Here is a 13,899-nt window from a genome sequence, read left to right as displayed (position 1 = left end):
CGATCACGTTCAGTTGCTCGGGCCGCTTTCGCCGGGCTTGCCGGGAAGCTGCTCGGCATAGAGCTCGTAGTCGCCCTGCTTGTCGGCCGGTACGAAGACCCGCTCGCGGATGATCGTGTCCTCGGCCCAGTTGAACATGAAGATCGGCGCGCCAGGAGGAATGTTCGAGAACCGCTTGTTGATGATCAGCGCCCCCGGATATTCGGTGAGCCCGACGGTATCGACATTCTCCGTCGAGACCTTCTGGAACTGCTTCATCAGATCGGCGCGCGCCTCGTTGTCGTTGCTCGCGATGAACTTGTTGACGATGTCGACGAGTTCCTGCTCGTAGGGCATGAGGTCGACCTTGCCGCTTTCCGGCGCGCGGTGGTGCCAGCTGGTGCGCGGGCCGGTCGGAGCGAGCTGCGTCGTGTTCTGCACGACGGAGGTCAGCTCCTGGTCGTTGCGGCGGATCAGCCAGTCGAATTTGCCCGCATACTGTGTCGCGTCACGCTTGGTGCCGTCGACCGAGTTCAGGACCACCTTGAGCCCGAGCTGCTCCATCTGACCGATCAGGCCTTCCGCAAGGTTGCGGTCGGTGCCGTAGTCGGAGTTGACGAGCATCACGATCTGCACGTCGGCGCCGCCGGCGGTGCCTTCAGGGAAGTTGACGAAGCCGTTACCGTCCGTGTCCTTGAGACCGACCTTTTCAAGGAGCGCCTTGGCGCCTTCGAGGTCGAAAGGATAGTAAATGGTCGAGTTCCGGTCATAGAAGCTCGTGCCGGAGGAAAGCCCGCCCGGATAGATCGCCGTGAAGGGGCCCTTCACCAGCGCTTCGCCGAGCTTCTTGCGATCAACCGCCATGGTGACGGCCTTGCGGAAATCTAGGTTACGGTTGAGTTCGCGGACCGCCTGGGCACGTTCGTCCGGTTCTCCCCAGCCATTGGCCGAGTAGTTCATGCGCAGATTGTAGCCGATGACACGGGGGCCGAAGGCGAGCCGAGCCGGTGCCTTTTCATCTGCGGCGCGCTTCAGCGATTCGACGAAGTTTTCCGGCTGCTCTAGGTTGGAGAAATCGCCGGATCCAGCGATCGCCTGCACGTCGCGGTCGGCCCAGGTCGACAGCTTGTAGTGCACTTCGTTGAGATAGGGTAGCTGGTTGCCGGCCTCGTCGACCTTCCAATAGTAGGGATTTCGGCGCAGCACGATGATGTCGTCCGGCCGGTAGGCGACCGGGACCCAGGCGCCCATCACCGGAATGTTCATATATTCCGGCGGGAAGCCGTTCTTGTACTGGTCGTAGGTCGTGCCGGCATATTTCGGATGCTTCGTCTTCAGGATATGCGACGGGCCGGGGCAGAAGGTGCCATAGGCCATGGCGTAGAGATGCTGGCGCGGGAAGGCATCCTTGAAGGTCCATTCGACCGTGTACTGGTCGATTTTCTTGAGCGTCGTTCCTTCGCCGAAGGTCTCGGGCGTCGCGCCGTTCAGCGGCGATACATTCGGATCGACGACATTGTCATCCCAGTAGAACATCACGTCGTCGGCGTCAAAGGGATCGCCGTCCGACCATTTCGCACCTTCGATCAGGTGCATGGTAAGCTTGTGGCCATCCTCAGACCACTCCCAGCTTCTGGCGAGGTTCGGCAGCGGCTCGACGTCGCTGGCTTCCACCTGGTAAAGCGGCGCGGTGCGCGTCAGGCATTCCGACATGCCGATGTCGATGCCGCCCCAGCCCTGGGTCTGGCCGGCGCTGTAGTTCCAGCCCTCGGGACGGCCGCCGATGACGTGGCGCATGACGTCGCCATAGATCCCCGTGCCGTCCGGCATGTTGCCGGCCTTGAAGACCATCGGCTCCTTCGGCAGGCGCTCGGCGACGGGCGGCAGCTTGCCGGTCTTGACGAATTTCTCGGTTACCCATTCCGGCTCTTTGTATTCGGGCAAAGCCTTGAACTCGAGAATGGAGTCGCGCGCCACATAGGTAATCTTGCCCTGCGCCGGCACGGGCGGCTGCTCGGGCACCACGGTCGGTTCGGATGCGAAGGCCTGCACGGCGAAGGCGGATATGCCGATCAACAGGCTTGCCGTTGTTGTCAGTCGATGCGTTTTCATTGCCTCAGGTTCTCCCTCCTGTGTTCGCCACGCCGGGACGGGTGGCGCTCCTCCTAACGATCTCCGACGTGGCGACGTGCGCCCGCAGGAACGGCACCCCACGTCTCCTCACGCGGGGGGCCTTTAGTACCGCCGCCGTCAGCCGGCGACGCGCAGCTTCGCGGCCTCCTTCTCGGCGCGGATTTCCTCGATGGAGCGCACCTCGCGCCGGGCGGCACCCGTCCACTCGCGGGTCTTCACCGTCGACCGGGCAAGCCGATCCTTTGCCGCCTCGACGGCATGGGCGTATTGCGGCAACCACTCAGCCTGGGCGACGACCATTTCGTCGACCATCTGCCAGACCTCCTCCGGCGTGCAGATCGCGCCGACCAGCGGGTCGTGCAGCACCGCCAGCTTCAGAAGATCGATGTCGCCGGTGATCGCCGCATGGACGGACATGCGCTGGACATTGATCGACGAGATGCAGGTGGCGGCACAGGCCTCGGGCAGCGTGATGCCGGACACCATGTTAATGCCGAACCGATCGACGAAGCCAGGAGATTCGATGATCGCATCGGCAGGCAGATTGGTAATCACGCCGTTGTTCTTGACGTTGAAATGGCCGCGATAGACACGACCCGTCTCGAGCGCTTCCAGGATATGGCTTGCATGTTCGTTCGACCGCTTGACCGTATCGAGCGGCTTGCCTGCCTCCTCGAGGAAGCGGGGATATTCGGTCTCGAACCAGTTGCGGGTCTCGGTCGAATAGCGAAGATAGCCGCCGGTCTCGCCGTGGATCCAGTCCGACATGTCGATCCATCTGGTGATCTCGTCCGGACGCTTGCGGTACCAGGGCAGGTATTCGGAGAGATGGCCGTTGCTTTCCGTCGAATAGACGCCGAAGCGCTTCAACACGTCGATCCTGAGCTTTTCCTGCTTGGAGAAGACCGGATGCGCCTCGAAGGCGGCGACGAGCTCGTCCTTGCCGATCTTGCGGCCGTTCAAACGAACGTCGATGAACCAGGTCTGGTGATTGATGCCGGAGCAGACATAGTCGAGTTCGCCCTCCTTGGCGCCGAGGATTTCGGCAATCTGCTCGGCGCCGTGCTGGACGCCGTGGCAGAGGCCGACGGTATCGACCTTGCCGTATTCGATCGCCGCCCAGGTGTTCATCGCCATCGGGTTGGCATAGTTCAGAAACTTGGCGCCCGGCTCGGCCACCTCGCGGATGTCCTTGCAGAAGTCGAGGATCACCGGAATGTTGCGCTGGCCGTAGAGGATGCCGCCGGCACAGATCGTGTCGCCGACGCATTGGTCGACGCCGTATTTCAGAGGAATGCGGATATCGTCCGCATAGGCCTCGAGCCCGCCGACCCGGACGCAGCTGATGATGTAGCGGGCGCCTTCCAGCGCCTTGCGACGATCGGTGGTTGCGGTGACCCTCGTCGGCAGTCGGTTCGCTTCGACGATCCGGTCGAGGATCGTCTTGATCATGCCGAGGTTGTGCTCGCTCAGATCCGTCAAGGCGAACTCGACGTCGCGGAGCTCCGGCACGGACAGGATGTCGGTGAAAAGCTTCTTGGTGAAACCGACGCTGCCGGCTCCGATAATGGCGATCTTGAAGCTGCCCATTTTCGTTTATGCCTCCTCGCAATGGCGATCTTCGCGCAATAAGGGTAAAATCAATTCATCGAATTGATTCAACCGCGATCAGCGTGCCGTCCTCACCGAAAACCCTTCTTCGAACGCCGGTTGCCCTGGCGTCTTGCGCGATCTGTGGCCATTATGTGTATAATCCGAAGCGCGACTAGAGAGGGATTGTGCTTTCATGGGTAATTCTGTGCTGCAGCAGTTGATCGTCCGGGGGCCGGTGATGCGGACCGTTTCGCTGCCGCGGGGAAGGCAGAGCCTGCACACCATGCCGACGAGCACCGGCTACGAGACCAGGACCGACGGCAGCTACGACTGGGATGGCCGAAAGCGTGGCCAGACGCCGTTCACGGTGCTGCAGCACACGATCGCGGCGCCGGAAACTTGCGCTACGAAAACCGCACCTATCGCGTGCGGGAGGGCGAAACGCTGCTCCTGCTGGTGCCGCACAATCACCGCTACTGGCTGGAGGACGGGGGGCGTTGGGAATTCTTCTGGATCTCGATGAACGGCGAGGAGGCATTGCGCATCCATCGTTCCATCCTAACGGTCACCGGGCCGGTCCTGAAGCTGCAGCCGGAGACCATCGAGCACCTCGCCGACTGCAGCCTGCGCCTGATCACCGGCGGCGAGACACCAGGCCGCGCCTCGGCGATCGCCTATGAGGCGGCAATGGCGCTTTATGACGACGTGTTCGGCTCGCATCCGGTCTTCAGCGAGGAATACCGGACGATGCATCACGTCATCGATCACATCATGGCGAACCTCGAAAAGCCGCTGCCAGTAGAGGAACTCGCCCGCGTCTCCGGCTTGAGCCGCGCCCATTTCTCGCGCGTCTTCGCCGCAAGCGAAGGCATGCCGCCCGCCGAATTCGTGCTGCAGAAGCGGCTGCAAAGGGCAGTGAAGCTGCTGACCAAGACCGCCGACCTGCCGGTCAAGGAGGTGGCCATCCTCTCCGGCTTCGACGACCCCAATTACTTCGCCAAGGTCTTCCGGCGCGTCTTCGGCGCGAGCCCGACCGAGTTCCGCACCACCGGCATGTATGCGAGCGTGCCCGCCAAAACCCAGAAGACAAGTGGGCAGGTGACGACGCTCGCTGCTGCTTGCGATTGAAATCTCCGCGATAAAATTTTACTAAACAAGATGTGCAAAAACGCGGCTGACTGGCGGGACGTAAGAGAATGGTGACAATCAAGGAAATCGCGGCGGCCGTTGGCGTGTCGTCGGCGACCGTGTCGCGGGTCCTGAACTACGATCCGACCTTGTCGATCTCCACCCGGAAACGACAGGCGATCATCGAAACCGCCGAAGCGCTGAACTATGCGACGCCGCGCAACCGCAGCCGGGCAGCCGCTCAAGGCTTCGGCGTCGGGTTGAAGATTGCGCTCGTGCATTTCCTCGAACCGGCCCAGGAACTGGCCGACCCCTATTATGTCGGCGTGCGGCTCGGCATCGAGAGCCGCTGCCAGGCCCTTAAAAGCGAGATCGTCAAGATCGTCCACACGGGAAGCCCTCCGGAAGCGGCGATCCTTGAGGCGGCCTCCGGCGTTGTTGCCGTCGGCCACTACTATGGCGAGGCGCTCGAATGGCTGCGCCGCCACAGCCGCCATCTCGTCTTTGCCGACTACGCGCCGGCGGGCGACACCGACGACAGCGTCCTGAGCGACGTCGCGATGTCCATGACCCGGCTGCTCGGCGCGGTGCACGCCATGGGCTATCGCCGGATCGGCTTCATCGGCTGGATCGACGCGTTTCACGAGCCTGAGAACATTTATTCTGAGCGTCGCTGCCGCACCTATATCGAGTGGATGACCAAAGCCGGGCTCTACGATCCGGATCTGTGCCTCGTCGAACGGATGACACCCGACAGCGGCTATGGGCTCGCCAGGGCGATGCTATCGAACCCCAACCCGCCGAAGGTGCTGATCACCTGCAACGACAACATGGCGCTCGGCGCCTACCGAGCCATTCACGAGATGGGCCTGAGAATCCCCGAGGATGTGGCGGTCGCGAGTTTCAACGATATTCCGGTGGCGCAGTTCCTCGGGCCGCCGCTGACCACCGTCAAGATTCCGGCTGAACTGATCGGCGAAACCGCCGTCGACCTGCTCCTCGAGCGGCTGTCCGGACGTGAGGTCGCCAAGAAGGTGGTCCTCGGCACCGAGATCGTCTGGCGCGGCAGCACGCCGGCGCCGGTCGAGGCCCGGATGGCGGTCGGCGCGCTCTAAAAGTCCCAGGGGGAAATCAGATCCAGTCCGGTCGTCGCAAAATTCGCGAGATTGCGCGTCACCAAGCGGCCGCCATTCACCCTGGCGATAGCGGCGATCAACCCGTCAGGCGCGGACATAACGCGACCTTGCCTCGACGCCGTACCCATGATCTCGCCGTAGGCCATTGCCGCCTCCTCCGTCAGGCCGAATATCCGGTCGGCGAAGCGCTGCCGCCAGTCGGCGAGGCCTTGCTGCAGGCGCTCAGCGCGTTGATCCGGCATTATCTTTTGAATTCCGTAGGCGATTTCGGCGATCGTCACGGTCGGGAGAGCCAACTCCGCATCGTAGCGGACGAGCCAGGCGATCACCGCCTCGGAGGGGGTTTTGCGCAGCGTTTCCGAGATGACGTTTGTGTCTACGAGGATCAAAGCTCGAGACCCGTGTGAGGCTTGCGCCCGTCCTTGATCACGGCCTCGAGGTCGAGGTCTCTACCGTAGTTCTTGGACAAGCGCGCATAGAAGGCACCTGCAGGCTCTCGGCCCGCCTCTCTGATTTCATATAATTCGAGAGCACGCTCGACAATGTCGGCGATCGAGCGGTTTTCTCGGCGTGCGAGGCGGTGCGCCAGATCACGCGCCTTTGCACTGCGTACCGAAAGCTGCGGAGCGGCCATCGCACCTCCCATCAAGATGGCAGGTGCTGCCTTGGTGTCTTAGACAAGCACCTCTTAGGCACTTCAAATCTTCCAAGTAAATATTTACTGAAAATCTTGCATCGCTCTCGATTTTAGGAAATACTCCGCCTCCGGAGACAGGGAGGAACTGTCTCGGGGAACGAACCTTGAGGGAGGAAATTCATGGATATTTTCGCGCGCGGCCATCTGTCGCGGATCGCCGCTCTTGCGCTCGCAAGCGCCAGCTTGCTCGCGGTCACCGCCGCCGAGGCGAAGGAAATCACCATCTGGTGCTGGGATCCGAACTTCAACGTCGCGATCATGAAGGAAGCCGGCGCTCGCTATACCAAGACGCATCCGGACGTCACCTTCAACGTCGTCGATTTCGCCAAGACCGACGTCGAGCAGAAGCTGCAGACCGGCCTTGCCTCCGGCACCGCCGACGCGTTGCCCGATATTGTGCTCATCGAGGACTATGGCGCGCAGAAATACCTGCAATCCTTCCCCGGCGCCTTCGCGGCCCTTTCCGGCACCGTCGATTATTCCGGTTTCGCTCCCTACAAGGTCGAGGTGATGACCGTCGACGGCCAGGTCTACGGCATGCCCTTCGATTCGGGCGTCACCGGGCTCTATTATCGCAAGGACTACCTCGAGCAGGCCGGCTTTAAGCCGGAAGACATGCAGAACCTCACCTGGGATCGGTTCATCGAGATCGGCAAGGAAGTCGAGGCGAAGACCGGCAAGAAGATGATGGGTCTCGACCCGAACGATGCCGGTCTCGTCCGTATCATCATGCAATCGGCCGGCCAATGGTATTTCGATAAGGAAGGCAAGGCGAACATCACCGGCAACGCGGCGCTGAAGGCAGCGGTCGAGACCGTCGGCAAGATCATGTCCGCCAATATCTACAAACCAGCCAACGGCTGGTCCGACTGGGTTGGAACTTTCACCTCGGGTGATGTCGCGTCTGTCGTGACTGGCGTGTGGATCACCGGCACCGTCAAGGCGCAGCCGGACCAGGCCGGCAAATGGGGTGTGGCGCCGATCCCGGCGCTCTCGATCGACGGCGCGACGCATGCGTCGAATCTCGGCGGATCGAGCTGGTACGTGCTTGAAAGCTCGGCGGAAAAGGCGGAGGCAATCGACTTCTTGAACGAGATATACGGCAAGGACATCGATTTCTACCAGAAGATCCTCCAGGATCGCGGCGCCGTCGGTTCGCTGCTCGCCGCCCGTAGCGGCGCGACCTATGAGGCGGCCGATCCGTTCTTCGGCGGTGAGAAGGTCTGGCAGAACTTCTCCGACTGGCTCGCCAAGGTGCCGTCGGTGAACTACGGCGTCTTCACCAACGAGGCGGATCTCGCGGTCACAGCGCAGCTGCCGGCGCTGACCCAGGGCATGCCGGTCGATGACGCACTGAAGGCGATAGAAGCCGAGATCAGCGGCCATATCCAATAGCCGAGCGTGGTATTCGGCAGCCGATCCGTGCATCTCGACGGCAGGCTGCCCTGTCTACCGCCCGCCGGCCGTGGCGCACCAGCCACGGCCACTGCATGGTTCCTCAGATCGGAACTGATCTGAGGAGAAAATTATGCAGCAGTTAGTATTGCTACAGCGACCTTTTGTGCGTCTGGAAGACGCACGGCCCTGTAGTGACCCCTTTTCTTCATGAGGTTGACGATGGCTTTGGCGCGCCGCGGCGGCATCGGCCGATATTACGACGTCAATGGCTGGCTCTTCGTCGCGCCGGCGCTCGGGCTGATCGGCCTGTTCATGGTCTATCCGATCTTCTGGTCGCTCTGGATGTCCTTCCAGGCCGGCCGCGGCATGATGATGAAGTTCGCAGGCTTCGCCAACATCATCCGTCTGTGGAACGATCCGGTCTTCATCAAGGCGCTGACCAACACGATGACCTATTTCATCGTGCAGGTACCGATCATGATCATGCTCGCTCTGATCCTGGCGTCGCTCCTCAACAATCCGCGGCTCGTCGGCCGGGCGTTCTTCCGCACCGCCATCTTCCTCCCCTGCGTCACCTCGCTCGTCGCCTATTCGGTTCTCTTCAAGGGCATGTTCGCATTCGACGGCATCGTCAATTCGACGCTTCAGGCGCTCGGCATCATCGCCTCGCCCATTCCGTGGCAGACGCACCCCTTCTGGGCGAAGGCGCTCGTCATCATCGCCATCACCTGGCGCTGGACCGGCTACAACATGATCTTCTATCTCGCGGCGCTGCAGAACATCGACAGGTCGATCTACGAGGTCGCCCGGATCGACGGCGTCCCCGCCTGGGCGCGTTTCACCCACATTACCATACCGCTGTTGAAGCCGGTCATCCTGTTCACCACGGTGATCTCGACGATCGGCACGCTGCAGCTCTTCGACGAGGTCTATAACCTCACCGAAGGCAAGGGCGGCCCGTCGAATGCGACGCTCACCCTGTCGCTCTATATCTACAACCTGACCTTCCGCTTCATGCCGAATTTCGGCTATGCGGCGACGGTTTCCTACGTCATCGTCGTTCTCGTCGCCCTCCTCGCTTTCCTGCAGTTCTTCCTGGCAAGGGAGCGCGACAAATGAGAACCAGGCCCGCCAACATCGCCTCTGCCATCCTGACCTATGGCTTCGTCGGGCTGATGGCCTTCCTCTCCGTCTTCCCCTTCATCTGGATGGCGCTCGGCGCCACCAATTCCTCGATCGACATCATCAAGGGCAAGCTCGCGCCGGGTGAGGCGCTGGCGACCAACATCGCCAACTTCTTCACCCTGGTGAACGTGCCGCTGGTCTTCTGGAATTCGGCGAAGGTGACCATCTTCGCGACCGTGCTCACGCTGGCCGTCTCGTCGCTTGCCGGCTACGGCTTCGAGATCTTCCGCTCGCGTCACCGCGAGCGCCTCTATCGGGCCATGCTGCTGACGCTGATGATCCCGTTTGCGGCGCTGATGATCCCGCTCTTCATCATGATGGGCAAGATGGGCCTCATCAACACCCACATCGCCGTCGTGCTGCCGACGATCGGCTCGGCCTTCATCGTCTTCTATTTTCGTCAGAGCACCAAGGCCTTCCCCTCGGAGCTGCGCGACGCGGCGAAAGTCGACGGCCTGAAGGAATGGCAGATCTTCTTCTATATCTATGTGCCGGTGATGCGCTCGACCTATGCGGCCGCCTTCATCATCGTCTTCATGACCGCCTGGAACAACTATCTCTGGCCGCTGATCGTCCTGCAGTCGAACGAGACGAAGACAATCACGCTGGTGATCTCGTCGCTCGCCTCCGCCTATTACCCCGACTACGGCGTAGTCATGGTCGGCACGATTCTTGCGACGCTACCCACCCTCGCCGTCTTCTTCTTCATGCAACGCCAGTTCGTCCAGGGCATGCTGGGCTCAATCAAATAGGAATCATGATGCGCTCCGTCACCTCATTCAACGATTCATGGGTCTTTTTCGAAGGCTTCAATGCCGCCGATGCCGGCAAGCTCAAGGCGGGCGAGCCCGTCAGCCTGCCGCACAACGCCGTCGAGCTGCCGTTCAACTATTTCGACGAGACCTGCTATCAACGCGCCTTCACCTATCAGAAGATGCTTGCCTGGAGCCCGGAATTCGAAGGCCGCGAGGTTTCGATCGTCTTCGACGCGGCGATGGCCGATGCGGTCGTCTATCTGAACGGCGAGGAGATCATCGCCCACAAGGACGGCTATACGCCCTTCGAAGCGCGGCTGACCGGCAGGCTCCGCAAGGGCGACAACCTGATCACCGTCAAGATCGACGGCAGCGAGAACCCGGAAATCCCGCCCTTCGGCGGGCGGATCGATTATCTCACCTATGCCGGCATCTATCGCGACACATGGCTGAAGCTCACCGACCCGGTCGCGATCGGCAATATCAAGATCGAAACCGGCGACGTGCTCTCCGACGCGAAGTCCGTCACCATCCGCTGCGATCTCGCCAATCCGCAAGGCCTCGCCTTCGCCGGTACCGTGACGGCGCTCCTGAGGGATGCCAATGGCGAGCTTCTGGCCGAAGCCATCGGCGAGACCCGGGGCGAGAGCGTCACGCTGGAAATGACCGGACTCAAGGGCCTGTCGCTCTGGGACATCGACCATCCGGTGCTCTACCAGGCTGAAGTGCAGCTCAGGACCGATCACGGCCGCGACCTCGTCGCCTCGCATTTCGGCTTCCGCACCGCCGAGTTCACGGTCGAGGGCTTCCGGCTGAACGGCCGGCCGCTGAAGATCCGCGGCCTCAACCGCCACCAGGCCTTCCCCTATGTCGGCTATGCCATGGGGCGCACGGCGCAGGAACGCGACGCGGAACTCCTTAAGCACAAGCTTCACTGCAATCTCGTCCGCACCTCGCATTATCCGCAGTCGAAATGGTTCCTCGACCATTGCGACCGCATCGGCCTGCTCGTCTTCGAGGAAATTCCCGGCTGGCAGCATATCGGCGGCGAGGAATGGAAACAGGAGTCGATCCGGAACGTTCGCCGTATGATCGAGCGCGACTGGAACCACCCGTCGATCGTCATCTGGGGTGTCAGGATCAACGAGTCGCAGGATTCGCATGATTTTTACGTCGAGACGAACCGCCTCGCCCGCGAGCTCGACCCGACCCGGCAAACCGGCGGCGTGCGCTACATCACCGACAGCGAGTTTTTGGAAGACGTATACACGATGAACGACTTCATCCTCGGCAACGAGGAACTGCCCGGCTCGAACCGGCCGCGCACACCGCTGCGCCCGCAGCAGGAATGCACCGGGCTTTCGCGCAAGGTGCCTTATCTCATCACCGAGTTCGGCGGCCACATGTACCCGACGAAGATCTACGACCAGGAGCAGCGGCAGGCCGAGCATGTCCGCCGACATCTCGAGGTGCTGAACGCGGCGCACGGCGATCCGAGCATTTCCGGCGCGATCGGCTGGTGCATGTTCGACTACAACACCCACAAGGATTTCGGCTCCGGCGACCGGATCTGCTATCACGGCGTCATGGACATGTTCCGCGATCCGAAATTCGCCGCTTACGTTTACGCGAGCCAATGCGACCCTTCGGAAGAAGTGGTGATGAAGCCGGTCACCTTTTGGGCCCGCGGCGAGCGCAATATCGGAGGCGTGCTGCCCTTGATCGTGCTCACCAACTGCGACGAGATCGAACTGAAGTATGGCTCGCTTACCAAGCGCGTCGGCCCAGACCGCGAGACCTTCCCGCATTTGCCGCATGCGCCCGTGGTCATCGACCATCGCCACTTCACCAAGGACGAGCTCGGCGTCTGGGGCATGAAGTGGGAAAGCGCCGAGTTCACCGGCTTTATCGGCGGCAAGGCTGTTGCCCATCTGCAAATGGTCGCCGATCCGCTGCCGACGACGCTGGCAATCGAGGCCGACAGCAAAACGATCCGGGCCGAGGGGCGCGACAGCGTGCGCGTCATCGTCCGCGCCCTCGACCAGGTCGGCAACATCCTCCCCTTCCTCAATGACGCGATCGACATCGAGGTCAAGGGGCCGGCGCGGCTTCTCGGGCCGGGCAAAGTGATCTTCCAGGGCGGCTCGACCGGCTTCTGGCTGGAATCGACGGGAGCTGCCGGCGACATATCGGTAAGCGTGAGCTCTTCGCGCCTCGGTACCGCGAAGCTCGAGCTCGCCGCCACGCCCGAAGGAGCGCAGCGCGCATGAGTGAACTTCAACTCAGCAACGTCCGCAAGTCCTATGGCGGCCTGGAAGTCATCAAGGGCGTCGATCTCGACATCAAGTCCGGCGAGTTCGTCGTCTTCGTCGGCCCGTCCGGCTGCGGCAAGTCGACCCTGCTCCGGATGATCGCCGGTCTCGAGGAAATCACCTCCGGCGACCTGACGATCGACGACATGCTGATGAACGATGTCGATCCGTCTAAGCGCGGCATTGCCATGGTGTTCCAGTCCTATGCGCTCTATCCGCATATGACCGTCCGCGAGAACATGGGCTTTGCCCTGCGCTTCGCCGGCGTCTCCAAGGTCGAGATCGAAAAGCGGGTGATGGAGGCGGCAAACATCCTCGAGCTCGGACCGCTGCTCGAGCGCAAGCCGAAGCAGCTTTCCGGCGGCCAGCGCCAGCGCGTGGCAATCGGCCGGGCGATCGTCCGCCACCCGAAGATCTTCCTGTTCGACGAACCGCTGTCGAATCTCGACGCGGAGCTGCGCGTCCACATGCGCATCGAGATCGCGCGGCTGCACAAGCAGCTCGCCGCCACGATCATCTATGTGACGCATGACCAGGTCGAGGCGATGACGCTCGCCGACAAGATCGTCGTCATGCGCGCCGGCGTCGTCGAGCAGGTCGGCTCGCCGCTCGACCTCTACGACGATCCCGCCAACCTCTTCGTCGCCGGCTTCATCGGCTCGCCGAAGATGAATTTCCTGAAGGGGGTGATCGAGACTGACGATGGCGAAATCTATGCGCGGCTGCCGGATTATGCCGACACGAAAGTTCCGGTCGCTCTCACGCGCGTGGCGCCCGGAACGCCCGTGACGGTCGGCATCCGTCCCGAACACTTCAAGGAGCAGGGCTCGGCAAGCCTCGACCTGGCGATCGACATGCTGGAGCATCTCGGCGGCGAGACCTTTGCCTATGCCCGCCACGGCAATGGCGAGCTCGTGGTGATCGAAACAAAGAACGGCCGCGGCCTCAAATCCGGAGACCGCATCGCCGCCCGCTTCGATCCGGCCTGCGCCCTGGTGTTCGACGAAAATGGCAAGCGGTTGAGATAGCGGTTTTGGGGGAGCGCTACTCCTCTCCGCTCGCCGGCGCCGGCCCGGCGCCTTGCCCGACATCCGCAAATGGGTACCCGGCCGGGGGGTCGGTTACCTTAATTACCTTGCGCTACTGCTCCTCCATGCGAGTCACCAACGGGGATCAGAATGGTAGAGGCAGTTTCGGCGGGGACGACAAGCGCGATCTCGACGTCCAGCACAAGCAGCACCGTCTTGGAGCTCAAGGCCCAACTGGCGGCCAAGCAGGACGAGTTCGCGCGCGAAAACCGACGATGAGAAGTCGAAGATCAATTCCGAGCTTGCCAAGCTGAAAGCTGCGCTCGCGAAGGCCGAAGCCAAAGACGACGGCAGAGGCGGCACGGACAGCACCCCCGCGACCAATGCAGGCGAATGTGTCGGTGACGGCGGCAGATCGCGCCGCACCGGAAAGCGAGCTCACCAGCGCCGCGAGTATGTGTTGATGGGGCTCGCCCAGGGCGTGACCGCCGATGAGGGCGAGAACAGCGAGAATGGTCAGCCCTCACGGCCGGCGCTTTCGCGGAGACCGAAAAC

The 13,899-nt window shown here is 62.0% G+C and carries 10 protein-coding genes and 1 pseudogene; 7 read left to right on the top strand and 4 right to left on the bottom strand.

The features are described from left to right. Nucleotides 1–9: 9 nt before the first annotated feature. Together CO664_RS26220 and CO664_RS26215 are read right to left on the bottom strand one after the other, a co-directional pair. Entirely contained in the window at nucleotides 10–2,091 is a 2,082-nt protein-coding gene (locus CO664_RS26220; RefSeq protein WP_097540328.1) for an ABC transporter substrate-binding protein, read from the bottom strand. A gap of 138 nt (nucleotides 2,092–2,229) precedes the next feature. Then, on the bottom strand, nucleotides 2,230–3,702 hold the full coding sequence (locus CO664_RS26215) for an alpha-glucosidase/alpha-galactosidase (RefSeq protein ID WP_097540327.1): 1,473 nt from the start codon (nucleotides 3,700–3,702) through the stop codon (nucleotides 2,230–2,232). A gap of 196 nt (nucleotides 3,703–3,898) precedes the next feature. Between CO664_RS26215 and CO664_RS26210 the strand changes: the two are divergent. Both CO664_RS26210 and CO664_RS26205 read left to right on the top strand, forming a co-directional pair. Next, nucleotides 3,899–4,833 (top strand): annotated as a pseudogene (locus tag CO664_RS26210) (AraC family transcriptional regulator). Nucleotides 4,834–4,901: 68 nt separating this feature from the next. Then, nucleotides 4,902–5,948, top strand: coding sequence for a LacI family DNA-binding transcriptional regulator (locus CO664_RS26205; protein ID WP_097540326.1), 1,047 nt, complete (start codon nucleotides 4,902–4,904; stop codon nucleotides 5,946–5,948). On the opposite strand, the gene CO664_RS26200 is transcribed toward CO664_RS26205, so the two are convergent. After that, nucleotides 5,945–6,358: a type II toxin-antitoxin system VapC family toxin gene (locus tag CO664_RS26200; RefSeq protein ID WP_097540325.1), complete on the bottom strand. Its 414-nt coding sequence runs from the start codon at nucleotides 6,356–6,358 to the stop codon at nucleotides 5,945–5,947. The genes CO664_RS26205 and CO664_RS26200 overlap by 4 nt on opposite strands. Next, nucleotides 6,355–6,603, bottom strand: a complete 249-nt coding sequence (locus tag CO664_RS26195) for a plasmid stabilization protein (RefSeq protein WP_097540324.1) — start codon at nucleotides 6,601–6,603, stop codon at nucleotides 6,355–6,357. Before CO664_RS26195 ends, CO664_RS26200 begins: the two co-directional genes overlap by 4 nt. Nucleotides 6,604–6,786: 183 nt before the next feature. Between CO664_RS26195 and CO664_RS26190 the strand changes: the two genes are divergently transcribed. From CO664_RS26190 to ugpC, 5 genes are all read left to right on the top strand, one after another. Continuing rightward, the gene (locus tag CO664_RS26190) at nucleotides 6,787–8,061 is read left to right on the top strand and encodes an extracellular solute-binding protein (RefSeq protein ID WP_097540323.1); all 1,275 of its coding nucleotides are present in this window, start codon (nucleotides 6,787–6,789) and stop codon (nucleotides 8,059–8,061) included. Between the two features lie 222 nt (nucleotides 8,062–8,283). Continuing rightward, on the top strand, nucleotides 8,284–9,183 hold the full coding sequence (locus CO664_RS26185; protein WP_097540322.1) for a sugar ABC transporter permease: 900 nt from the start codon (nucleotides 8,284–8,286) through the stop codon (nucleotides 9,181–9,183). After that, entirely contained in the window at nucleotides 9,180–10,001 is an 822-nt protein-coding gene (locus tag CO664_RS26180; protein ID WP_097540321.1) for a carbohydrate ABC transporter permease, read from the top strand. The genes CO664_RS26185 and CO664_RS26180 overlap by 4 nt, the downstream gene beginning before the upstream one ends. Before the next feature lie 8 nt (nucleotides 10,002–10,009). Then, nucleotides 10,010–12,274 (top strand): glycoside hydrolase family 2 TIM barrel-domain containing protein, encoded by a 2,265-nt coding sequence (locus CO664_RS26175; protein ID WP_097540432.1) that lies wholly within the window; start codon nucleotides 10,010–10,012, stop codon nucleotides 12,272–12,274. After that, a complete protein-coding gene (ugpC, locus tag CO664_RS26170; protein WP_097540320.1) occupies nucleotides 12,271–13,344 on the top strand; it encodes a sn-glycerol-3-phosphate ABC transporter ATP-binding protein UgpC in 1,074 nt (357 codons plus the stop codon). The genes CO664_RS26175 and ugpC overlap by 4 nt, the downstream gene beginning before the upstream one ends. Nucleotides 13,345–13,899 lie beyond the last annotated feature (555 nt).

Source organism: Sinorhizobium sp. NG07B (assembly GCF_002532005.1).
Lineage (GTDB): Bacteria > Pseudomonadota > Alphaproteobacteria > Rhizobiales > Rhizobiaceae > Sinorhizobium > Sinorhizobium fredii_C.
This window is presented reverse-complemented; position numbering and strand designations above follow the sequence as displayed.